This window comes from Mesorhizobium sp. M0243, assembly GCF_040321775.1.
Lineage (GTDB): Bacteria > Pseudomonadota > Alphaproteobacteria > Rhizobiales > Rhizobiaceae > Mesorhizobium.
In genome coordinates this window covers 21,009-43,204 of record NZ_JAMYSF010000019.1, presented here as the reverse complement: position 1 = coordinate 43,204, position 22,196 = coordinate 21,009, and the positions used below count along the sequence as shown (strand labels likewise).

The 22,196-nt window shown below is 63.8% G+C and carries 22 protein-coding genes, 1 tRNA gene and 1 pseudogene; 13 read left to right on the top strand and 11 right to left on the bottom strand.

What is annotated here, in order from left to right; all coding sequences use genetic code 11:
- Nucleotides 1-83: 83 nt before the first annotated feature.
- Nucleotides 84-641, top strand: coding sequence for an HNH endonuclease (locus NKJ11_RS22670; protein ID WP_006328497.1), 558 nt, complete (start codon nt 84-86; stop codon nt 639-641).
- A gap of 362 nt (nt 642-1,003) precedes the next feature.
- Here the strand turns inward: NKJ11_RS22670 and NKJ11_RS22665 are convergent, their stop codons facing one another.
- Both NKJ11_RS22665 and NKJ11_RS22660 read right to left on the bottom strand, forming a co-directional pair.
- Entirely contained in the window at nt 1,004-1,522 is a 519-nt protein-coding gene (locus tag NKJ11_RS22665; RefSeq protein ID WP_352613258.1) for a disulfide bond formation protein B, read from the bottom strand.
- A 34-nt stretch (nt 1,523-1,556) separates the two neighbouring features.
- Entirely contained in the window at nt 1,557-2,144 is a 588-nt protein-coding gene (locus tag NKJ11_RS22660) for a YqaA family protein (RefSeq protein ID WP_023811139.1), read from the bottom strand.
- A 276-nt stretch (nt 2,145-2,420) separates the two neighbouring features.
- On the opposite strand from NKJ11_RS22660, the gene NKJ11_RS22655 reads away from it, so the two are divergent.
- Nucleotides 2,421-2,505 (top strand) — tRNA-Leu (locus tag NKJ11_RS22655).
- 41 nt (nt 2,506-2,546) lie between these two features.
- Here the strand turns inward: NKJ11_RS22655 and NKJ11_RS22650 are convergent.
- The 4 genes and pseudogenes from NKJ11_RS22650 to NKJ11_RS33880 form a co-directional block, all read right to left on the bottom strand.
- On the bottom strand, nt 2,547-3,671 hold the full coding sequence (locus tag NKJ11_RS22650; RefSeq protein WP_352794297.1) for a coiled-coil domain-containing protein: 1,125 nt from the start codon (nt 3,669-3,671) through the stop codon (nt 2,547-2,549).
- A 377-nt stretch (nt 3,672-4,048) separates the two neighbouring features.
- Nucleotides 4,049-5,329 (bottom strand): GNAT family N-acetyltransferase, encoded by a 1,281-nt coding sequence (locus NKJ11_RS22645; RefSeq protein WP_023811141.1) that lies wholly within the window; start codon nt 5,327-5,329, stop codon nt 4,049-4,051.
- Entirely contained in the window at nt 5,329-6,729 is a 1,401-nt protein-coding gene (locus NKJ11_RS22640) for a lipopolysaccharide biosynthesis protein (RefSeq protein WP_352794296.1), read from the bottom strand. Before NKJ11_RS22640 ends, NKJ11_RS22645 begins: the two co-directional genes overlap by 1 nt.
- Before the next feature lie 265 nt (nt 6,730-6,994).
- Nucleotides 6,995-7,083, bottom strand: a pseudogene (locus NKJ11_RS33880) (SEC-C metal-binding domain-containing protein); the annotation flags it as partial.
- A 290-nt stretch (nt 7,084-7,373) separates the two neighbouring features.
- On the opposite strand from NKJ11_RS33880, the gene NKJ11_RS22635 reads away from it, so the two are divergent.
- Nucleotides 7,374-8,114 carry a DUF5343 domain-containing protein gene (locus NKJ11_RS22635; protein ID WP_352794295.1) on the top strand — a complete coding sequence of 247 codons (741 nt, stop codon included), beginning with the start codon at nt 7,374-7,376 and terminating at the stop codon, nt 8,112-8,114.
- A gap of 667 nt (nt 8,115-8,781) precedes the next feature.
- Here the strand turns inward: NKJ11_RS22635 and secA are convergent.
- Entirely contained in the window at nt 8,782-11,514 is a 2,733-nt protein-coding gene (gene secA / locus NKJ11_RS22630) for a preprotein translocase subunit SecA (protein ID WP_352794294.1), read from the bottom strand.
- Between the two features lie 268 nt (nt 11,515-11,782).
- On the opposite strand from secA, the gene NKJ11_RS22625 reads away from it, so the two are divergent.
- Complete coding sequence (locus NKJ11_RS22625; RefSeq protein WP_352585076.1) at nt 11,783-12,700, top strand: peptidylprolyl isomerase; 918 nt, start codon at nt 11,783-11,785, stop codon at nt 12,698-12,700.
- 66 nt (nt 12,701-12,766) lie between these two features.
- On the opposite strand, the gene NKJ11_RS22620 is transcribed toward NKJ11_RS22625, so the two are convergent.
- Both NKJ11_RS22620 and NKJ11_RS22615 read right to left on the bottom strand, forming a co-directional pair.
- Nucleotides 12,767-13,366, bottom strand: coding sequence for a TetR/AcrR family transcriptional regulator (locus NKJ11_RS22620; RefSeq protein WP_023811147.1), 600 nt, complete (start codon nt 13,364-13,366; stop codon nt 12,767-12,769).
- Nucleotides 13,367-13,669: 303 nt separating this feature from the next.
- Nucleotides 13,670-14,899: a caspase family protein gene (locus tag NKJ11_RS22615; protein WP_352753238.1), complete on the bottom strand. Its 1,230-nt coding sequence runs from the start codon at nt 14,897-14,899 to the stop codon at nt 13,670-13,672.
- 175 nt (nt 14,900-15,074) lie between these two features.
- Here NKJ11_RS22615 and argJ point away from each other — a divergent pair, with 175 nt between their 5' ends.
- From argJ to NKJ11_RS22590, 5 genes are all read left to right on the top strand, one after another.
- Complete coding sequence (gene argJ / locus NKJ11_RS22610) at nt 15,075-16,316, top strand: bifunctional glutamate N-acetyltransferase/amino-acid acetyltransferase ArgJ (protein WP_352794293.1); 1,242 nt, start codon at nt 15,075-15,077, stop codon at nt 16,314-16,316.
- Between the two features lie 29 nt (nt 16,317-16,345).
- Nucleotides 16,346-17,098: a GNAT family N-acetyltransferase gene (locus NKJ11_RS22605; protein WP_352613267.1), complete on the top strand. Its 753-nt coding sequence runs from the start codon at nt 16,346-16,348 to the stop codon at nt 17,096-17,098.
- Complete coding sequence (locus NKJ11_RS22600; RefSeq protein WP_023811151.1) at nt 17,091-17,513, top strand: (deoxy)nucleoside triphosphate pyrophosphohydrolase; 423 nt, start codon at nt 17,091-17,093, stop codon at nt 17,511-17,513. Before NKJ11_RS22605 ends, NKJ11_RS22600 begins: the two co-directional genes overlap by 8 nt.
- Nucleotides 17,514-17,641: 128 nt before the next feature.
- Nucleotides 17,642-17,956 (top strand): hypothetical protein, encoded by a 315-nt coding sequence (locus NKJ11_RS22595; protein WP_352613271.1) that lies wholly within the window; start codon nt 17,642-17,644, stop codon nt 17,954-17,956.
- 109 nt (nt 17,957-18,065) lie between these two features.
- Nucleotides 18,066-18,251, top strand: coding sequence for a Flp family type IVb pilin (locus NKJ11_RS22590; RefSeq protein ID WP_128304558.1), 186 nt, complete (start codon nt 18,066-18,068; stop codon nt 18,249-18,251).
- 28 nt (nt 18,252-18,279) lie between these two features.
- On the opposite strand, the gene NKJ11_RS22585 is transcribed toward NKJ11_RS22590, so the two are convergent.
- A complete protein-coding gene (locus tag NKJ11_RS22585; RefSeq protein WP_128304557.1) occupies nt 18,280-19,155 on the bottom strand; it encodes a methyltransferase domain-containing protein in 876 nt (291 codons plus the stop codon).
- Nucleotides 19,156-19,220: 65 nt separating this feature from the next.
- Between NKJ11_RS22585 and NKJ11_RS22580 the strand changes: the two genes are divergently transcribed.
- Genes NKJ11_RS22580 through NKJ11_RS22565 form a run of 4 tightly spaced genes read left to right on the top strand, consistent with a single transcriptional unit; the run spans nt 19,221 to nt 21,617 of the window.
- Nucleotides 19,221-20,021, top strand: a complete 801-nt coding sequence (locus NKJ11_RS22580; protein WP_352794292.1) for a ComF family protein — start codon at nt 19,221-19,223, stop codon at nt 20,019-20,021.
- A 27-nt stretch (nt 20,022-20,048) separates the two neighbouring features.
- Complete coding sequence (grxC, locus tag NKJ11_RS22575) at nt 20,049-20,318, top strand: glutaredoxin 3 (RefSeq protein ID WP_352794291.1); 270 nt, start codon at nt 20,049-20,051, stop codon at nt 20,316-20,318.
- Between the two features lie 10 nt (nt 20,319-20,328).
- Nucleotides 20,329-21,195 carry a carbon-nitrogen hydrolase family protein gene (locus NKJ11_RS22570; RefSeq protein WP_352554395.1) on the top strand — a complete coding sequence of 289 codons (867 nt, stop codon included), beginning with the start codon at nt 20,329-20,331 and terminating at the stop codon, nt 21,193-21,195.
- Nucleotides 21,192-21,617, top strand: coding sequence for a DUF1178 family protein (locus NKJ11_RS22565; protein ID WP_023811158.1), 426 nt, complete (start codon nt 21,192-21,194; stop codon nt 21,615-21,617). Before NKJ11_RS22570 ends, NKJ11_RS22565 begins: the two co-directional genes overlap by 4 nt.
- 4 nt (nt 21,618-21,621) lie before the next feature.
- On the opposite strand, the gene NKJ11_RS22560 is transcribed toward NKJ11_RS22565, so the two are convergent.
- On the bottom strand, nt 21,622-22,107 hold the full coding sequence (locus NKJ11_RS22560) for a MarR family winged helix-turn-helix transcriptional regulator (protein WP_352723283.1): 486 nt from the start codon (nt 22,105-22,107) through the stop codon (nt 21,622-21,624).
- Nucleotides 22,108-22,196 lie beyond the last annotated feature (89 nt).

The window sequence follows — 22,196 nt, the reverse complement described above, 5'->3', positions numbered from 1 at the left end:
ACGCGACAATCCGCTTCACATCCCTGTCATGTCGGGCTTACAGTATCCGCGCCGTTCGGGTCTAGAACCAAGGAGGTGAACACGTGACGGTTGCCGTATCTCCGGATGGGCTTCCAGCACTGGTGCTGAATGCGGATTACCGTCCGCTCAGCTATTATCCCTTGTCGCTCTGGTCGTGGCAGGATGCCATCAAAGCGGTGTTCCTCGACCGGGTGAACATCGTCGCCGAATACGAGCACGCCGTCTCCTCGCCGACCTTCTCGATGAAGCTGCCGAGCGTGGTCAGCCTGAAGGCCTATGTGAAGCCCTCCAGGCACCCGGCCTTCACCCGCTTCAACGTCTTCCTGCGCGACCGTTTCCAGTGCCAGTATTGCGGCACGCCGGAGGACTTGACCTTCGATCACGTCATTCCCCGCCACCGTGGCGGCGCGACGACATGGGAGAATGTCGTTGCCGCCTGTTCGCCCTGCAACCTCAGGAAGGGCGGCATGATGCCGGCGCATGCCAAGATGTGGCCGCTGCAGAAGCCTTTCCAGCCGACGGTGCACGATCTGCACAACAATGGCCGCCTGTTCCCGCCCAACCATCTGCATGAGAGCTGGATGGATTATCTGTACTGGGATGTCGAACTGGAGCCCTGAGATCGTTCGAGAATTCGGGAGGCTGGCCGTCTGGAGCGATTCACATGCCTACCACTTCCCGGTATCGGGCCAGCACGGTGGCGCTCACCTATCAGCGGCTTCGCGCTTAAGGACCGGCTTCCCCCACTCCGTCGCTGCTTCGCAGCGCCACCTCTCCCCCCTCCGGAGGGAGAGGAAGGGAGCCCAGCGTAAGGAGCGCTGGCTCAATAGGCTCGCGCCTTTCCTCTACCCCGTCGATCGGGGGAGAGGTGGCTCGGCGAAGCCGAGACGGAGTGGGGGTCGATCTTGCTCGGACGTCGAAAGTCGCGCCATCCGGCTCAGTCTGGCGAATTTTTGCTCGAACTCTGCGTCGCGCTGCTCAATCAGTCGCGCGTGAAAGCGCCGCGGAAGGCTACGGCGGCGAGGATCAGGCTGGCGATGGCGTTCCAGCCGGCCAGCGACAGGCCGAGGATGCGTAAGGCGGCCTTGTCACAGGACGGCGGCACGAATTTGTCGAGCGCGTCGAGCACGCCCTTGCCGCCGGTGTCGACCGGCCCGGCGCCTGCGGTACAATCGGTCGGGCCGGCCCACCACTGCCATTCGACGCCGGAGTGGTAGACGCCGAGATAGAGGCCGTAGAGCATCAGGATGCCGCCGACGGCCAGCAGGCCGCGCGTTAGCCATGCCGGTGCGTGCAGCATCGACGCAATCACCGCCAGCACCATCAGCGGCACGCCGATATAGTAGGGCGTGCGCTGTTCGAGGCAGAGGTGGCAGGGGATGTAGCCGCCGAGATACTGGAAGCCGAGCGCCGAGCCGACGGTGGCGGCCATGGCGACGGCGAGGAACAAGGCGGTTAGCGTGCGCTGGCGTCCGGTGTCGGCATTCATGGTCGCTGTCATTTCAATCGGTCCGTCCGGCTCGCAATGGTTCTGTTCAGAACGCGTATTTGACCAGGATATAGAGCAAAATCAGGGCAGCCGCGCCGGCGCCGGCGATGAGGCCGAGGCGCTTCTCGATGAATTCGCGGATCGGTTCGCCATAATGGCGCAGCAGCCAGGCGAGCAGCAGGAAACGGCCACCGCGGGCCACGATCGCTAGCACCACGAACAACAGCAAATTGACGCCGATGACGCCGGACAGGATCGTCACCACCTTGATCGGCGGCAGGTGGGCAGCGCCCGATGTGATCAGCATCAGGACGATGAAGCCGACGCCTGCCCCCGCGCGCAGCGCTTCGAACTCGTCGTACTTGCCGTAGAATTCGAGGATCGGCCTCGCCACCGCGTCATAGGCGTAGTGGCCGATGAACCAGCCGGCGATGCCGCCCAGCACCGAGGCGACGGTGGCGATCAGCGCATAGCGGTAGGCGCGATCCGGCCGCGACAGCGCCATCGGCAGATAGAGCACGTCGGCCGGCACCAGGAACACCGAGCTCTCGACGAAGGCGATGAAGGCCAGCCACCATTCGGCGGATTTGCGGGCCGCCAGCGACAAGGTCCAGTCGTAAAGTCCGCGAAGCATCGGCACTCCTAATGCGTGTCGTTCAATTGCGCAGGCAGGTTGGGGTGTAACGGCATGCACAGAACAAAGACCCAGAGCACGCCATCCGTCCCCGCAGACGTGCCGCGCTTTGATGCGCCGCCTGTCTAGAAAGATTTTCCGCGCTGCACAATGGCAGCCCCGTCACGAAATCGAAAGGCGCAGATTGGTCGCATCTTGAGGGCACCGGAGAATTGGCCAGTTGACGAACAGCCCTCCAACCGTATAGTCCCGCGCCATCCAGGCCGCCCGGCCTGAGCCCCTATGGCGGAATTGGTAGACGCGCTCGACTCAAAATCGAGTTCCGCAAGGAGTGCTGGTTCGATTCCGGCTAGGGGCACCAACCTTCACTCTTCGAGCTTTGGGTGGCAAATCCCAACGCGATCAAGACGCCTTGCGCGTCGCGGTGGGATCGCCGTCATTGGCCGCGCCAAGCTCGCCAGCCGCCAGCAATTCGTCGAATGTCCGTTCGAGATCGGCATTGTCATCCGCTGCCGGTCCGCTGGGCGGATCCTGGCGTCTCAGCGTTTCCAGCCTGTGGTGAAGCTGGCGGTTCTCATCGCGGCAACGGGCATGCGCGAGTTCGTCGGTCATGTCGCGCAAGCGGAGATCGGCGAGTTGAACCTTCACCGCGCCATAGTCTCGGCGCGCCGCGTCGCGCTCCTGGCGCAACGTCGCAATCTCGGTTTCCGAGGTTTGGCGCCGATGCTCGGCCACGTCCTCGGCGCGCTGCCCCACGCTCGGCGTTGCGCGGACCACGCTTTGATCGGCGGCGCTGCGCTGGAGCGAGCGCAACCTCTTTTCAAGTTCGGCGGCCCGTACCTGAGCGGTGGCGGCGCAATCGCCGAGAACGCCGCGCTGATGCTCCACCATGGACAGCCGCACCTGCAGGTCCTGCTGCACCAGCATCTGCGCAGACAGTTTGCCGGTCAGTCTTTCGTTGTGGAGCTGGTAATCCGCGACCTTGGAACGAAGCAGCATGGCGGCCTGTTGCAAGCTGGCGAGCCGCGATGCGACGTCCTCACGCGCCTGCTCGGCGGCTTGCCTGGCGATGATCTCGTCGCGAAGTTGCCCCGACACGCGCGCCAGGTTCCGGCCCAGACGCTCGACCTCGACATTCGCTTCGAGGAACCGCGTTGCGCGCTGGCCGGCATGCCTGTCCGCTTGCGCAATGGTCTGCCGTGCCTTGTTGAGTTGGACCTCCAGGTCGGCGATCGTCTTGCTCGCGATCGATAGCTCGCGCGATTTTCGCCCAAGCTCTTTCGAGGTGCGATCCTGCAAGCGCTGCAGCTTCGCCACCTCTTCCTGCAATTCCCATTTGTCGGTATCGGGAGCGTCGGCATCGTGCTCAACCAACGACCACGCCAAGTCGTCATCGGCACGTGGATCCAGCCTATCGTTGGACAAGAGCGAGGAGCCGCGCATGGCGCGGGCCTGGCTCGAGCCCGTCCGGGCCGAAGTCGAGCCGAGGGAGGCGGCCAGCGTGTCTGACTGGACCAATCCGGTCACGGGCTCCTCTTCGAAGAGAGGCAAAGCTTGATGCGTTGCGGCTCGAATGCTTCGAATCAGTTCTTCGAAGTCTTCGTCGGCCCTTCGGACAACGGCGCTGTCCTCCGCACTGATGTGCCGGGCGCCGTTGGCCTCATGATTCAGCGACATTTCTCTCTCATCGCTACCGAATCACTAGATTATCGTGAATTAAGAACAAGAACGCGAGTAGATCTTATCGGCTTTCACCGGAAATTTCTGCGAGAAATATCGTTTTTTTTAAGCAGAGATCAATATTCGCGTTTGCCTGCTGGCAACCGAAGTAAATTCCCGGTCACCCACCCCTCAAATATTGCAGCGAAGATGTGCCATTCTCCAGAACCGCACCCTGCCTTTTCTCACCGCCGCCCCAGCAAGCTCTTCATCCGGTTGCGCAGCAGGCGGGCCATGTTGCGGGTTTCGCGGTAGAGGTGCAGTTGCGAGGCGGCCTGGCGAGTGAGGCGGTCGGCGTCCGGCGCCAGGCCGATCACCAGGGTGCCCATCGGCTTGCGCTCGGCCCATAGCCGGCTCATCACAGGATGGTCGGGCACCGCGCAGGAATCGGTCATCATGATGTTGGGATCGTCGAGATGCTGCCTGGTCACCTCGATCATGAGCAGCGTGCCGGGCGAATAGCTGGCCAGCGTCTCGTCATAGGCCGTCTTCCAGGTGTAGGCGATGCCGGCTTCGACGAAGACGATCAGGCAGGCGATGGTGCGGCCGTCGAGCGTCAGCGAGTGGATGCGGCACATGTCCTGTTCGGCCAGCCGGTGCACGGCTTCGCGGGCGAAGGCGGCGCGGAAGCGGTCGATCGCCATGGCGGTGCGTTCGCGGCCTTTCCAGCCGGCCGCTTCCAGCGACAGGAAGCCTTCGATGGCATGGCGGATGTCTTCGGGGCCGCGCGCCACGACATGCTCAAGCTTGCCAAGGTCGCCAAGGCGCCGCTTCAGGCGGCGGAACTCGCGATAATGGTGCGAGCGCAGCGAGGCCTTCAGATAATCGTCTCCATCGAGCTCGCTCTCCAGCGCCGGGCGCTGGCTCTGGCCGGTGGTGACCAGCGTCAGGCCGCGCGCCTCGGCCACGGTGGCAAGCAGGCTCGCCACCGGGCCATCGAGCCGGATGTCGGGCAGGACGAACACTTTCGGCAGCTTGAGATGCGGGCGCGACAGCATCGCGAAGAAGTCCTCGACGACGCCGACCGGGTCGTCGCGGTCGACCAGCGGCGTGCCGAGCGGACCGAACGGGCTCGACCATGTGCGCATGACCGGCACGCCGAGCGGCACCACCGGCCGTTCCACCGAGAACGGCACCAGAAGGCGCAGCCGGTTGCGGTATTCGTCGCCGTCGCGGATGACCGCCAGCCGCACCTCGCGATCCTCCAGCCGCGGCATGGCGGGCGCTAGGAAGCGCGGGTTGAAGAACACGTTGGACTCGACCGTGCGGGCGCAGAGATAGTCCAGCTCCTCGACCAGGTCGAAACCGGCCGATGCCGGGTAGATGGCGAGCTTGCGCTCGGGCCGGTTGTTGGCGAGGATCTCGATATGGGCGGGGTCGGCATCGCGGGTCAGCCCGGCAAGCCCCGACACCATGGCGCCGGCGGTGCCGCCGCTGGTTTCCTCAAGCAACGGGATGGCAGCCATCACGCGGCTCCTTTCGCAGGCACGAAGATAAGCATGACGATGCCGAGCTTGCGCCACACCGTGAAGGACAGCGCGCCGGCTTCGAAGATCATGGCAAAGGCGGTGGCCATTGCCGCGCCCCACAGGCCGAATAGCGGGATCAGCACCACATTGAGGGCGATGTTGAAGGCCAACGTCATGGCATAGACGGCAGCACAGATGTTCTGGTTGCCGCTCATCGTCAGCAGGCTTTCGCAGGGGCCGACGGCGGCCCGCGCCACGACGCCGAAGACGAGCAGGAACAGCAACGGATAGCCGCTGCTGAATTCAGGCCCGAACAGCACCAGCATCGGCTCGCCGAGCGCCAGCACCAGCAGTGCCATCAGGAGCGAGGGCCAGAACGTCCACGACACCGTCTCGCGGGCAAAGGCGGCGAGCCTTTGCGGCTCGCCATGGGTGAACTGCGCATAGCGCTGGGCAACGCCGGCCTTGACGGCGAAGTAGACGAAATGCACCAGCGCCAGCGTCTTCACCGTGGCGAAATAGACGGCGACGTCGTTGGGATCCATATAGGCGCCGACCATCAGCACATCGGCATTGGTCAGCAGGAAGAAGAAGCTTTCGACCAGGAAGATCGGCAGCGAGACGATGAACCATTGCGCGAAATGCACCTTCATCGGCCCTGCCGGGATCTGCCTTTCCATGCGCTGGGTGACACCGACGAGTTGTCCCAGCGTGGTGGCGTAGGTGGCGGCGATCGAGGCGAAGATGGCGGTCCTGGCATCGGGTGCGTAGCCCACGAACAGCATCAGCGCCATGAACAGCAGGATCAGCACGGGCCGCACCAGATAGGTCGGCGACAGGGCAAACAACGCCCAGCTGTTGGCGCGTGCCAGGCCCGACAGAAGGTCGGACATGGCGATCATCGGCAGGCAGATGACGCCGAGGATGAATGGGATCACATAGTAGCTTTCGATCCAGGGGGCCGCCAGCCAGACGCCGAGCGCGCCGAGCCCGGCAATCAGCGTCGAGGCGATCAGCACGAACAGACGGCTGGCCAGCACGATGCCGCGCAGCTCATCCATCAAGCCGCGCTCGCGGTATTCGGGAATGTAGCGGATGACGGAGGTGTGGAAGCCCAGGCAGGCGAGGTTTCCGACGATGACCATCGTCACCCAGACGAGGACGAAGATGCCATATTCGAACGAGCCCATCCAGCGTGCCATCAGCACCTGGCTGACGAAGGCGATGACGGCGCTGACGATGCGGACCGAGAAGGCGATGACCGACATGCGGCTCGCCTCGCCGCGCTCGTCGGCGGTGAACAGCACGGCATCGATGCGGCCAAGCAACGGCCCCATGCGCAGCGCCCAACGCTGCGGCAAGAACCGCCCGGCAGTCGTGGCCGCGGAAAAGCGCACCCCGATTTCTCTCCGTTTTCCGCTTCTTTTCAGGATTCTGTGTAGCGGAGACACATTAAGAAAACGTGGGCGGGGAGCGCCCTTCGCCCCGTCACTATACGGGGAGAAGGTGCCGGCAGGCGGATGAGGGGCGGCGCAGGCTTTCGGAGAATCGGGCTGATGCGGACAGGGCGGAGAAGTCCGGCATGTCATCCCTTTCGGTCAGACATGTGATAATCGCGGAACCCGGCGCCGCCCCTCATCCGCCTTCGGGCAAAAAACGCCCTTACGCGAAAGCCCCGTGGCAGTGCTTGTATTTCTTGCCGGAGCGCAGGGGCAGGCCTCGTTGCGGCCGACTTTGCCCCTGGTTGTTGGGGTCACGGTCTTCGCCGCCGCCTCGTTCGGAGCCGCCACCGCGATTCGCAAAGAAGAAGCGGGCGGGCACATCGCGAGAAAACCTCCACATTTTCTGTTAAGTGCGATTAGCTAAAACATGCGCTTCGCACCTAGGTTTCGGTACCGACTTGGAATGCACTAATTTTCATCAATAATTTCAGATAGTTAGTCTTTGTACCCGGCGTATCATTTGGGATTGAACCTTGCATTGACATATCGGGTACTTTGGTTCAGAGTTTGCGGTACTGATTCATTGGGCGGACCTTCAAATGCCTGTTACAATAGACAAGCCAGCACCATACGGGCCGCCTTCGGCCATCGTCGCGTTGATAGAGAAGCACCGGAGCAGGGGGCTTCCGGCCACAGTGGATTCGGACGCGCTGGCTAGGTCGAGCATACCAGAAAGCCTTATCCCGCGCACCCTTCAGGCACTTCAGACGCTAGATCTGATTGATGCTGACGGCAAGGTCACTCCTACTATGGAGGGTCTCCGTAAGGCTCCAGAAGCGGAGTACAAGGCGCGGATGGCAGAGTGGTTGAACGCTGCGTACCACGATGCCCTGCAGTTCATTGATCCGGCGGTCGATGATGAGACCAGTATCCGGGATGCGTTCCGGAGTTACATTCCAACCGGGCAACAAGCTCGTATGGTAACCACCTTTATTGGCCTCTACGCCGCCGCCGGGGTTCGCGTTGACCGGCCGCGCGCTGCGCCGCGCGTTGCTGGTCGCGAGAGGACGTCTGCCAGCACCAAGACTGCTTCGAAGCCGACAAAGCGAAACACACCGCCACCGCCTCCGCCACCGTACAAATCGCAAATCGACAACGGCTTGCCGCCTGCCCTCGCAGGTTTGTTGACGAGCCTTCCACCCGCCGGCCAGCCTTGGACGAGTATCGAGCGCGATAGGTTTGTGGTGACCTTTGGAGCCGTTCTCGACTTCTGCTTTCCGGTCGATGACCGGCCTAGGCCGAAGGTAGAGCAAGAAAGCGATAACGGAGATGACGAATGAGAGTTGTCTAAGCCCCTCACGTTCTGGCCATCGGCGTCAGAGGGGAGACTATGAGAAAAGCCGCCAATCCCGTTTGCAGCGGGACGGCGGCTCTAGATGACCAAGCAATCGAACAGAGGCGGTAAAGCCTCGCGACGCTAGGACCTCTCCATCCCTAGAATCGCACCTTTGCCGCCCCTTTTCAAGGCCCACCGCCTTAACGAGGTGACGCTATGGTCTGGGTGAACCCTTACCAGCGCTTCCGCTTTGGTCGCACCGAGTCGGTGTGCGGCCATTTCCGTAGCCGCTAACTAGGCATTGGCGGCGTAGCCGCTTCGCCTAATCCGATCAACTGAACTATGCCGGGACCTGGGTCAGGCTCCTGGCATTTTCCTGCGCCATTCGTATCGCCAGAGAGGCAGCTGGACGGGTTTGCGGCATGGTCCTGCTTAGATGATGGAAGTAAAGCAGACCGAGGGGCCGTTCAAAGGGTTGCCAAGGAACCAGACGGTCGGGACACGGAAAAATTGTAAAACGGATTTCTGACGTCAGCGGGACAGCGCCCCCTCTCGCCTGCCGGCCATCTCCCCCTCAGGTGGGGAGATTGGCTAATCGCGAATGTCAGTGCCGCCCCTCATCCGCCTGCCGGCACCTTCTCCCCGTGAACGAGGCGAAGGAAAGCGCGCCCTTAAGCGAACGCCCCATGGCAGTGCTTGTATTTCTTGCCCGACCCGCAGGGGCAGGCCTCGTTGCGGCCGACCTTGCCCCAGGTAGCCTGGTTGTTGGGATCGCGGTCCTCGGGAGCGACGACGGCCGTTGTCTCCGGGCGGACCAGGAGGGCGGTCTCGCCGCCTTCGAAGTCGTTTTCGCCGGTTGTGCCGTCAATATGCGTGCCGAACATGTCGGGGGCTTCCGGGGGCGGTGCTTCAGCGGCCTGGCGGACCAGTTCGACGCGCATCAGCTGCGCGGTGACGGCCTGGCGCAGATTGCCCAGCATGGCCTGGAACAGCTCGAACGCCTCGCCCTTGTATTCCTGCAGCGGATCACGCTGGGCGTAGCCGCGGAAGCCGACGACCGAACGCAGATGGTCGAGATTGACGATGTGCTCGCGCCACAGATGGTCGAGCGTCTGCAGCACCACCGAACGCTCGACATAGTTCATCACCTCGGGGCCGAAACGCTCGGCGCGCTCCTTGGCGGCGGCTTCGGCGGCCTGCGCGATGCGCTCGCGGATGTCGTCCTCGGCGATGCCCTCTTCCTTGGCCCAGTCTTCGACCGGCAGGTCGAGGTTCAGGAACTCGGCGATCTCGGCCTTCAGCCCGGCAACGTTCCACTGCTCGGCATAGGCATTTTCGGGAATGGCCTTGGCGACGATCTCGTCGATGACGCCTTCGCGCATCTCGGCGATCGTTTCGGAGAGGCCCTCGCCGTCCATCAGCTCGATGCGCTGCTCGAACACCACCTTGCGCTGGTCGTTGGAGACGTCGTCATATTTCAGAAGGTTCTTGCGGATGTCGAAGTTGCGCGCCTCGACCTTCTTCTGCGCCTTCTCCAGCGCCTTGTTGATCCACGGATGGATGATCGCCTCGTCTTCCTTGAGGCCGAGCTTCTGCAGCATGCCGTCCATGCGCTCGGAGCCGAAGATGCGCATCAGATCGTCCTGCAGCGACAGGAAGAATTTCGAGCGGCCGGGGTCGCCCTGACGGCCGGAACGGCCGCGCAACTGGTTGTCGATGCGGCGCGATTCGTGGCGTTCGGTGGCCAGCACGTAGAGGCCGCCGGCGGCCAGCGCCTTTTCCTTCAGCCGCTCGATGTCGGCAATAATTTCCTTTTCCCGCGCCTCGCGCTCGGGTCCGGCCGGCATGTCGCCGAGTTCTTCCTCGATGCGCATCTCGGCATTGCCGCCGAGCTTGATGTCGGTGCCGCGGCCGGCCATGTTGGTGGCGATGGTGATGGCGCCGGGCTTGCCGGCCTGGGCGACGATCGCCGCCTCGCGCTCGTGATGGCGGGCGTTCAGCACTTCAAAATCGGTAAAACCTTCCTTGCGCAGGCGCTCGGCCAGCTGCTCGGACTTTTCGATGGAAGTGGTGCCGACCAGCGTCGGCTGGCCCTTGGCGCTGGCTTCGCGGATCTCCCTGACGATCGCCTTGTATTTCTCCTCGACAGTCCGGTAGACCTCGTCGTCCTCGTCGATGCGCACGACGGGCAGATTGGTCGGGATCTCGGTGACTTCCAGGCCGTAGATGTTGCCGAATTCCTCGGCCTCGGTCAGCGCCGTGCCGGTCATGCCGGAGAGCTTCTTGTAGAGGCGGAAATAGTTCTGGAAGGTGACGGAGGCCAGCGTCTGGTTCTCCGGCTGGATCGCCACATGCTCCTTGGCTTCGAGCGCCTGGTGCAGGCCTTCCGAATAGCGGCGGCCCGGCATCATGCGGCCGGTGAACTCGTCGATGATGACGATCTCGCCGTTGCGCACGATATAGTCCTTGTCCTTCTGGAACAGCCGGTGCGCCTTCAGCGCATTGTTGACGTGGTGGACGATGGCGACGTTCTCGACGTCGTAGAGCGACTCGCCCTTGAGCAGGCCGGCGTCGCGCAAAAGGTTCTCGAGCTTCTCGGTGCCTTCCTCGGTGAAGATCGAGGTCTTCTGCTTCTCGTCGATCTCATAATCCTGCGGCTGCAGCTGGATGATGAAGGTGTCGATGGTGTTGTACATTTCCGAACGGTCCTCGAGCGGACCGGAAATGATCAGCGGCGTGCGCGCCTCGTCGACCAGGATGGAATCGACTTCGTCGACGATCGCGTAATTGTGACCGCGCTGCACCATCTGGGCGCGCTCGTATTTCATGTTGTCGCGCAGATAGTCGAAGCCAAGCTCGTTGTTGGTGGCGTAGGTGACATCGGCGGCGTAGGCGGCGCTGCGCTCCTCGTCGGAAAGGCCGTGGACGATGACGCCGACCGAGAGGCCGAGGAATTTGTAGACGCGGCCCATCCATTCGGAGTCGCGGGTGGCCAGATAGTCGTTGACGGTGACGACGTGGACGCCCTTGCCGGCGAGCGCGTTGAGGTAGACCGGCAGCGTCGCGACCAGGGTCTTGCCCTCGCCGGTGCGCATCTCGGCAATGCCGCCATTGTGCAGCACCATGCCGCCGATCAGCTGGACATCGAAGGGGCGCATGCCGAGCACGCGGCGCGCTGCCTCGCGGGCAGTAGCGAAGGCCGGGATCAACAGGTCGTCCAGCGTGGCGCCATTGGCGATGTCCTGGCGGAATTTCGCGGTGCGGCCGACCAACTCCTCGTCGGAAAGCGCCCGCATCTCGTTTTCCATGGCGTTGATCGCCTCGACACGCGGCCGGGTCGATTTGACCCGACGGTCGTTGGAGGAACCGAAAACCTTACGGGCGAGACCGCCGAGACTGACCATCCAATGGTCCTTTCGATAGAATTCTCAATCTTGAGATGAGCGCCGGCCGGCCCCATCAATTCCACGTGAACACTGGCAAACACATTAGTGAACACTGGCAAACACAAAAAGCGCCCGGAAAACGGTTCTGGACGCAAAGTCGTTGGACAGATAAGAGGGGGCTCAACTGATGTCAACGCCGCGCCGGCCCTGCTGGCTGCGCCAAATTCCGCCACAATCTGGCCGATCTGGAAGCACCCCTCTTAACAATCCCCACCGGAGTCGCCCTATGCCCCTGTTGTTCCGCCGCGCGTCGCTCGCCAGCCTTGGCTTGGCCGTCGGCCTGTCGGCCCTTTCGCTCTCGCCTGTGATGGCGCAGCAAACCGCTCCCGCTCCGGCGGATGCAGCAGCGCCGGCCGCGGCACCGGTCGATCCGAACAAGGTTATCGCCACGGTCAACGGCCAGCCCCTGACCGAAGCAGATCTGGTGCTTGCCGAAGGGGAATTGTCGCAGCAGTTCGCGCAATTGCCGCCCGAGCAGCGCCGTGCCGCCGCCCTTTCGGCTGCCATCGAGATCCGCGTCATGGCCGCCGAGGCGGTCACCACAGGGCTCGACAAGGATCCCGACTTCCAGCGCCGCATGGCTTTCCTGCAGCAGCGCGCGCTGCATGGCGAGATGGTCGAGAAGGGCGTCGTCGACAAGGTCACCGACGCCGAGGTCCGCGCCCGTTACGACCAGGAAATCGCCAACACGCCGCCCACCAATGAGCTGCATGCCCGTCACATCCTCGTGAAGACCAAGGAAGAGGCCGAGGCCATCATCAAGCAGCTCGATGGCGGCGCCGACTTCCAGAAGCTCGCCAACGAGCACACCAGCGATCCCTCGGGCAAGACCAGCGGCGGCGATCTCGGCTGGTTCGGACCTGGCCAGATGGTGCCGGAGTTCGACAAGGCGGCCTCCGCGCTCGAGGTCGGCAAATACACCGAGCAGCCGGTGCAAACGCAGTTCGGCTGGCATGTCATCAAGCTCGAGGACAAGCGCACCAAGCAGCCGCCGGCCTTCGACGACGTCAAGGACCAGGCCAAGCAGGCGGTCATCCGCGACAAGTATTTCGCACTGGTCAAGTCGCTGCGCGCCGGCGCCAAGATCGAGATCCCCGACGCGAACCTGAAGAAGACGGTCGATACGCTGGAAAGCGCCAAGTAAGACTGATAGCTCCTTGAAAAAGGGCGCGGCAGCCAGGGGTTGCCGCGCCCTTTCTCATTGCCATCTTTACGGGGCGGGCGCAGCTATGCCTCGCATCACGTAGTTGACCGCCTTGCCGATGGTCGCTTCGTCCTCGTCGAGCCGGTTGGTCAACAGATGTCTCCAGGCGAAGGAGGCGATCAGGTCGGCGACAACAGCTGAATCGACGCTGGCCGGGATTTCGCCCCTTGCCTTGGCGCGTTCGATGATCTGGCCGGTATGGGATCGTCGGCCCAGTGAGTAGTCGGCAAGGGCCGCGGCAGCGGCCTCGTCCGACTGTGCCTCGGCGATCAGCGACCGGAACACGCTTCCCGACGATGTCTCGCGCCAGTGGGCGAACAGGTTTTTCAGGAAGCCGACGAGATCCTCCTCCAGCCGCCCGGTATCGGGAACATCGACGCGCTTCTGGCGCTGGTAAACCTCAAGCAGCAATGCCGCCTTGCTCGGCCACCAGCGATAGATGGTGGGTTTGCCGGCGCGGGCCCGCCGCGCCACCGCCTCGATCGAGAAACCGGCATAACCGGCTTCGACCAGCACGGCCTCGGCGGCTTCGAGAATGGCATCGGCGCTGTCGGGGTTGCGCCGCGCACCGATCGATCTGCGCGCCGGATCGGCGTCCTCGGCCATCTCTGTCTCCTCGCCAACACTATCGCCGGCAATATAGGCGCCCCGACGCTCAAACGAAACGGCGCGTTTTCAAGCTTCAGGAACGGATGGTAGCGGCAGGGGTCAAGTTTATTCTCTGGAAGTCTACCGGCGTGTCGGTTGGCGAAGCTCCAAAGGCAAAAACCCGCCGGGCGGCGGGTCACTGGCGCAAATCAGCACCATGGGCAAAAATGTAGCATAGCTGCCCTCACCGAGTCAAGAAAAAATTCCTATCGCCATGAGGCGCTGCCGGCTTAAATTGCCCGGCTGGCCGTGGGATCACGCCTACTGCATCGCCTGCGATGTCTCGGATTCGATACGCCAGCCGCCGCCGGCCTTGACCAGCCCAAGCGTGACGCGCGCCTTGCCGGTCAGGCGTGCCGCCGACGTGTCCTTTGGAAGATAGTCGTAGCGCATCGCAAAGACTGCCTCGGCGCGATCTTCGCCCTGCGGAGCGACTTCCAGGCTGCCGGCCTCCATGCTTAGCGACCAGGAGGCCCACTGCGCGAACCAGTCGGCCTTGACCTTGACGATGGCGTCGGCGTCGTAGCGGGTTCCGAAGATGATGGCGGATGGGCCGTAGAGCCGTTTGACGGTCTCGCTCATCGCCCTGGTGTCCGGCGTCAGATAGTCCTGGCGCAGGAATTTCTCGATCGATCCCTTGTCTTCGCCGACAGAGCGTTCAAGTGCGGCGACTTCCGTCGAAGGGGCCGGCGCCGCGGCCGGCCTTTGTGGCTCTGCAGGTTGTCCGTCCGAGACGAATTCGAAGCGTTCGAGCAGCGATCCCTGCTCCCAGGGGCGCTGGGTTTCGCGGGTTTGCGAAACCACGTCACGGCGCACCGCGATCATCATGTCGTTGATGCTCTGGCCGGGCTCGGCGATGTGGCGCAGCAGGGCGGCGGCGAAGGGCGAATTGCGTCCGCTGCCGTCCATGGCGACAGCGCCAGGTGCCGTCGAGAAGGCGATGAACGAGCCGCGCGTCGAATCGAACTGGGCCAGCCCGGCCAGCGCCTTCGCCGAGCGCGTGGTGGCGGTGCGGCTGAGACTGCGGGCAAATGGATTGTTGCGGCAGGCATCGAGAAACACCAGGCTGACCTTGGTCTGCTGTTCCATGATGTCGAGGACTTCGTCGATCGGCACGGCCTCGAGCTGCAGCTTGACCGGTACGTCCAGCCTGGCGTCGACCGGCACGATGTAGTTGCGCCCGTCGACCTGCAGGCCGTGGCCGGCATAGTAGAAAAGCCCGACGCCGGCGCCTTCGAGCGCATCGGAGAACTCACCGATGCTGCGCTCGAGTTCGCGCTTGCCGAGATCATTGCCTTCGATGACATCGAAGCCGATGGAGCGCAGCTTGTCGGCGATGTCGAGGGCGTCGTTCACAGGATTGGCCAGCGTGCCGGCTTCGGCGTAAGTGCCGTTGCCGATGACAAGCGCTACCCGCCGTTGCGGCTGCGCATCCGCGCTCAGCAGCAAAAGTCCCAGAAATGCCCATGCAAGGATCGCAAGCCTGCCCATGGGGCAGATCATAACGCCATCGGTCCCGGCGACGCCATCGGATTTGAAATGCAGGCCTAACCTAACCACGAGCGGGTTCGAGCTCCCGGGCAAGAGCGACGAAAACGCCCTTGCGCCCGCGCGGTCTATCGGGCAAACCGGCCTTCCCCTGCGATTTTTCCCGCCCGAGGCCTCCATGTCCACGACGATTTCGCCGCTCGCGCCGAAGAAATACCCCAAAATGCCGGAAATCGAAGGGGTGCGCATCGCCACCGCCGAGGCAGGGATAAAGTACAAGGGCCGCACCGATCTTTTGACCATGGTCTTCGATGAAGGCACCGCGATCGCCGGCGTGTTCACGAAATCGAAATGCCCTTCGGCGCCGGTCGATTTCTGCCGGCAGAATCTCGGCGCAGGCAAGGCCCGGGTGCTGGTCGTCAATTCCGGCAATGCCAACGCCTTCACCGGCAAGAGAGGCCGCGAGTCGACCGCGCTGACCGGCGAGGCGGCGGCGAAGGCGGCCGGCTGCAAGGCAAGCGAAGTTTTCCTGGCCTCGACCGGCGTCATCGGCGAGCCGCTCGACACCAGCAAATTCAGCCATCTGCTGGCCGGGCTGGTCAACAACGGTAAGCCCGGGCTGTGGACCGAGGCGGCAAAGGCGATCATGACCACGGATACCTATCCGAAACTGGCGACTGCGACCGTCAAGCTCGGCGACGCCGATGTCACCATCAACGGCATTTCCAAGGGCGCCGGCATGATCGCGCCCGACATGGCGACGATGCTCTCCTTCATCGCCACCGATGCGCCGATCGCCGCCCCTGTCCTGCAGGATCTGTTGTCGCGCGGCACGGCCAAGACCTTCAACGCGGTCACCGTCGACAGCGACACCTCGACCAGCGACACGCTGCTGATCTTCGCCACCGGCAAGGCCGCCAAGCGCGGCGCGCCGGAGATAACCGATCCCAGGGATGCCCGTCTCGGCGCGTTCCGCCGGGCGCTCGGCAAGGTGTTGAAATCGCTGGCGCTGCAAGTGGTGCGCGACGGCGAGGGCGCCCGCAAGCAGGTCGAAGTCACCGTCACCGGCGCCAAATCAGCGCGCTCGGCCAAGCGCATCGCGCTGTCGATCGCCAATTCGCCGCTGGTCAAGACGGCGGTCGCCGGCGAGGATGCCAATTGGGGCCGCGTCGTCATGGCCGTCGGCAAGGCCGGCGAGCCCGCCGATCGCGACCGGCTGTCGATCTGGTTCGGCGACAACAGGCTGGCGCATGAAGGCGAGCGCGATCCTGGCTATTCCGAGCAGGCGACGTCGGCCTATATGAAGCGCGACGACATCCGTATCCGCGCCGATATCGGCATCGGCCGCGGCAAGGCGACGGTGTGGACTTGCGATCTCACCAAGGAATATGTCGCCATCAATGGCGATTATCGGAGCTGATGGTTTTGGGTTCCAGGCATCCGGCAAGCATGCTCGCGATCGTGCGCCGCTACGAGGCGGCCGGCTTTCGCGCCTGGCCGGCAGCCGCCATCCACTATGACGGCACCTGGGTGGTGCGGCTGACCGCCGGCCATCCGGCCAAGCGGCTGAACTCGGTCAATCCGCTCGATCCAGGCGATACCCAGCACATTGCCGACCGTATCGGCCGGGCCAGCCGCCGTTTCGATGCCTATGGAAGGCCGCTGACGTTCCGCATGTCGCCGCTGTCGGGCCCAGATCTCGCCAGCCATCTCGACCGCGAGGGCTGGAGCCGGTTCGACGAGTCGCTGGTCATGCGGCTGCCGCTGGCCGGCGCGCAGCTCGACGCCGCCATGGACCAGATTCCGCTCAAGGACATCAGCCGCTTCATCGGCGCGTCGCTCAAGGTCAGCGGTTCGGATGTTTCGCTGCGGCCCGGCCTGTCGGAGATCATCGGCGCCATCCAGCCCGAAGCCGGGCTGTTCGCGCTCGAAGATGGAGCCGAGGCGCTGGCGACGCTTATCTGCGTGCATGACGGCGATCTCGCCGGCCTGTTCGAGGTCGCCACCGACAAGTCGGCACGCAACAGGGGCCATGGCCGCAACCTGATCCTGTCGGCGCTCAAATGGGCGCGACTGCGGGGCGCGCGGGAAGCCTGGCTGCAGGTCGAGGCCAACAATGTGCCGGCGCTGGCGCTCTACCATTCGCTCGGCTTCGAGGAAGTCTATCGCTACCACTATCGCCGGCCCCCGGGTCATGAATGATGTCGTGACCGCCGGCAAACGCCTGCTCCTGGTCGCCGCCTGCGCGCTGGTCGATGCCGACGGCCGGGTGCTTCTGGCGCAGCGGCCTCAGGGCAAGCAACTTGCCGGGTTGTGGGAATTTCCCGGCGGCAAGGTCGAGCCCGGCGAGACGCCCGAACAATGCATCATTCGCGAACTGCATGAGGAAATCGGCATCGAAACCGACATCCCGTGCCTGGCGCCGCTTACTTTCGCCAGTCATTCCTACGACGATTTCCACCTGCTGATGCCGCTGTTCGTCTGCCGCCGCTTTCGCGGCATAGCCCAGCCCAGGGAAGGGCAGACGCTGAAATGGGTGCGGCCGAAGCAGATGCGCGACTATCCGATGCCGCCGGCCGATGCGCCGCTGATCCCGTTCCTCATCGATCTTCTCTGAGGCTCGCGTTCGGTCGGTTCCTGGCCGAGGCGTGTATCAGCCAGCGTTAATGGAAGATTTATCTCGTCGTGAAAAATTGAGGCATGGCCGTTCGCGGCCGAGCCGTCGATTTGCCGGGGAGCGATAGCATGAGCCTAGACAGGGATTGGGACTCGATCCGGCCCGAGCGCGGCTTTCGCGCCGCCGATGCGGGCATGGGCATATTGCGCATCACGCTGCTGTTCGGTTCGGCCGCGGTGGCGCTGGCGCTGATCGCAACCCCTTTCCTCGACAGCCAGACACGCTCGCTCTCGGCCCGTGATGGTTTAGGCGGGCTCGACATGGCGGCCACAGGCTCGATCGGCCATCGCGAAACCTACACGCTGCGCCGCAGCGTGCTGCAGCCGCAGCCGAGCTCGGTCTGCATCATCAGGTCCAATGGCAGGAGCAGCGGCGACTGCTGACATGGTTAAGAGATTTTGGAAAGGCGGCAGCTTCATCGCCTGTTAAGCCTTTGCCGTTAACCTTTCTTAACAGGTCGGCTGTAAGGTCCCGGACAGAGGGGTTAAGGCCATGAAAGCAGTGCTGCTGCGTTTTCTGAACGACGAGACCGGCGCCACGGCCGTCGAATATAGCCTGATCGTCGCCGTGCTGTCATTGGCTATCGTCGGCGGCATCGGCCGGGTCTTCGACTCGCTCACCTGGCTGTTCAGCGACAATAACAGCAAGCTTGCGAACGCTTTCGCACCCACTCCCTGATCCGGCTTTTCCGCGCCTGCGGGCAGGATCATTGCCCGCCGGGCGCCTCCAGAATTGCCTTCAGCGAGATCTTGGCCGACCCTGGCTTCAGCGGTTTTTGCTGCGATGCGTCGGGCGCCCAGCCGGACATCCAGACAATCGAGAAGCTTGCCCTCACGCGCCCGTCGGGGTCGGAAAACCGCTCGGCGTAGATTTCCGCCGCACGGGCAAACAGCTTGCGCGAGCCCGGCCGCCGGCTGCGATCGGTGAGCGCATTGGTCTCGCCCATGGCCCGCAAATCCGCCATAAGGTTAAACAGGCTGGCATAGCGCACGGTCACCGTCTCGACGTCGGCGACCGGCAGAGCGAGACCGGCGCGCTGCAGCAGCGCACCGGCATCGCGCACGTCGGTGAACGGGGCGACACGCGGGCTGGCGCCGCCGTAAAGCTCGGTCTCGGCCGAAAGCAGGCTTTCGCGCAACTCGAAAAGCGTACCGGCGCCGGCAAAGGCGCCGAGGAAAAGCCCATCCGGCCGCAACGCACGGCGGATCTGGATCAGCATGCCGGGGATGTCGTTCATGGCCTGCAGCGACAGAAGCGACACCGCCAGATCGAGGCTTTCCGCTTCGAACGGCACGGTTTCGAGCGGTGCGATCAAGCCGGCGCCGCCACCGCTCAGGAAGGCCGTGTCCGCCTCGACGCGGACAATGTCGGCGACCTTGCTGCTTTCGGCGAGCGTTTCGGCCGCCGCCGGCGTCTGGCAAAACAGCACAGCCGCCTTGCCGAACCTGCGCTCGACGGCGCCCAGCCGGTCGGCAAGGTCCTCGGCCGTGCGGCGCATGAGGAAGTCCGCGCCGTCGACCGGATGGGCAAGGGCGCGCCGCTTGTGCGCCAGCCACAGAGAGGTATCCATTATCGGCTGCAACGGGCAGATCCTTTGTTTGTCCACGCTCCGAGATCGTTGATATAGTGGCGTGCAGGAGCAACCACGTGGCCGATCCGATGCCCAAGATCAAGTCCATCGGAATCACGAACCTGGCCCGGTCGGTTGTCGGCTGGCCGGCGCGGATGCTGTTTCCGCCGGTCTGCGCCGGTTGCCGCCGGCATGTCTCGCAGCCGGGCGTGCTGTGCGGCGCCTGCTGGCCGAAGCTTAGGCTGCTGGAGCGGCCATGGTGCGCGGTCATGGGCACGCCGTTCACCCACCATATGGGCGAAGGCTTTCTGTCGGCCGAGGCGATTGCCGATCCGCCGCCTTTCGAGCGGGCGCGGGCGGCGGTCGCCTATTCCGGCGTTGCCCGACAGATGGTGCAGGGGCTGAAATACCAGGATCGCACGGATCTGGCACCATGGATGGCGCGCTGGATGGTTCGCGCCGGTGCCGATCTCATCGCCGACGCGGACGTGGTGGTGCCGGTGCCGCTGCACTGGCGGCGCTTTTTCAGGCGGCGCTTCAACCAATCGGCGGAGTTGGCGAGGGCGGTCTCGGTACTCAGCGAATTGCCCTTCGCCCCCTCGGCGGTGCGGCGCGTGAAACTCACCCGCCAGCAGGTCGGGCTGGAGCGCGGGGAGCGCGAGGAAAATGTGCGGGCCGCCTTTCGGGTACCCGCCGAGGCGGAAATCGAGATCGCCGGCCGCAGGGTGCTTTTGATCGATGATGTCTACACCACCGGCGCCACGGTGCGTTCCGCCACCAAGGCGCTGAAAAGGGGAGGTGCGGCCGCCGTCGACGTGCTGACCTTTGCGCGTGTGTTGCCGGGGGACTTCCGGGCGGACGAGTCCGCGACTATATAAGTCGGCAACGAACAGCGGAAATTCGTCATGGCCGATGTCACGATCTACACCCGCATGATGTGCGGCTATTGCACGGCAGCCAAGCGGCTGCTCGAGCGCAAGGGCATAGCCTTTACCGAGCACGATGCCTCCTTCTCGCCGGAACTGCGCCAGGAGATGATCTCCCGGGCGCATGGCCGCACGACCTTTCCGCAGATTTTCATCGGCGATACGCATGTCGGCGGCTGTGACGATCTCCACGAGCTGGAGGCCGAAGGCGGGCTCGACAAACTGCTCGCCGACGGCGCGACGAATTGAGGGAATGACGATGGGTGTTTTCAAAGCCGCTGCGATCCAGATGCGTTCAGGCGAGAGCCCCGAGCGCAACGCCGTCGATCTCGAACGGCTGGTGCGCGAAGCAGCTGGCCAAGGTGCCGCCTACATCCAGACGCCGGAAATGACCGGCGCGCTGATTCGCGACAAGGAAGCTCGCGCCACATCGTTCATGTCGCAGGACAAGGACATCGTCGTCGCGACCGCGCACAGGCTGGCCAGGGAGCTCGGCATCTTCCTGCATATCGGCTCGACCGCCATTTTACGCGCCGACGGCAAGCTCGCCAACCGGGCGCTGCTGTTCGGGCCGGACGGCGCCACGCTCGCGACATACGACAAGATCCACATGTTCGACGTCGATCTCGACAATGGCGAGAGCTGGCGCGAATCCGCCGCCTATGAGCCGGGCACCGAGGCCGTCGTCACCGAGATCGAGGGTGCAAAGCTCGGCTTCGCCGTTTGCTACGATCTGCGCTTTCCGCAACTCTTCCGCGCCGAGGCACTGGCCGGCGCCGACCTGCTTTCCGTACCTGCCGCCTTCACCCGCCAGACCGGCGAGGCGCACTGGCACGTGCTGCTCAGGGCCCGCGCCATCGAGAATGGCGCCTATGTCGTCGCCGCCGCGCAGGGTGGCTTGCATGAGGATGGCCGCGAGACCTACGGTCATTCGCTGATCGTCGATCCGTGGGGCCGTATCATCGCGGAAGCCGCGCATGACGAGCCGGCGGTGATCATCGCCGAGATCGACCCGGCGCAGTCGCTTGCCGCGCGTAAGAAGATCCCCAATCTCAGAAATGCGCGGGATTTCGCCGTCAATGCCGGCTTGGGCGAGGCGCCGCGGCTCAGGGGTGCAGCCTCTTGATCCGTTTTGCTCTGATCTGCGAGCACGAGCACGAATTCGAAGGCTGGTTCCGCAGCAACGACGATTTCGACACCCAGAAGAAGCGCGGCTTTGTCGATTGCCCGACCTGCGGTTCGCACAAGGTGCAGAAAGCGCTGATGGCGCCGGCTGTCTCCACGGCGCGCAAGCAGGAAACCATAGCGCTCGCCATGGGGGAGGCGCAGAAGCAGGCTCTGGCGCAGCTGAAGGCGATGGCCGAGAAGGTGCGCGAGAATGCCGACTATGTCGGCGACAAGTTCGCCGAGGAAGCGCGAAAGATCCATTTCGGCGAGAGCGACCCGCGCGGCATCTATGGCGAGGCGACGCTGGACGAGGCCAAGAGCCTAGCCGAGGACGGCGTCGAGTTCATGCCGATCCCGGTATTCCCGGACGATCGCAACTGACCGGCTAGCTGACGCTGCCGATCAATTTCTCAAGCAGCCGAGAGAGCGTTTCGCGTTCCGCCTGCGTCAAGCCCGAAAGCACCGCGTGTTCGTTGGCCACATGGGCGGTAACGGCCTCATCGATCAAGGCCAGGCCTTTTTCGGTCAGCCGCACGACAATGCCGCGCCGATCGTTGGGGTGCGGCCCGCGTAGGATCAATCCGGACATCTCCAGCCGGTCGAGCCTGTTGGTCATGGCGCCCGACGTCACCATCGTCGCTTCATAGAGAGCGGTTGGCGTCAACGCGTAAGGTAAGCCCGAGCGGCGCAGCGTTGCCAGCACGTCGAATTCCCCAGGCTGCAATCCATAACGGGCAAACAGCGGCGCCAGGCGCTCGCGGGCGATCAGCGAGGAGGCCTCGTTCAGCCGTCCGAGCACGGCCATCGGCGAGACATCCAGATCCGGCCGCTCCCGCTTCCATTGCTCGATCGCTCTTGCTGCCCTGTCCAATTGTCTCACCATTATTTATCTTGACGTTAAGAATCTTGCCATTATCTTATCGTAACATGCAATGCCGGCCAAGAGCCGCGCTACAGGAT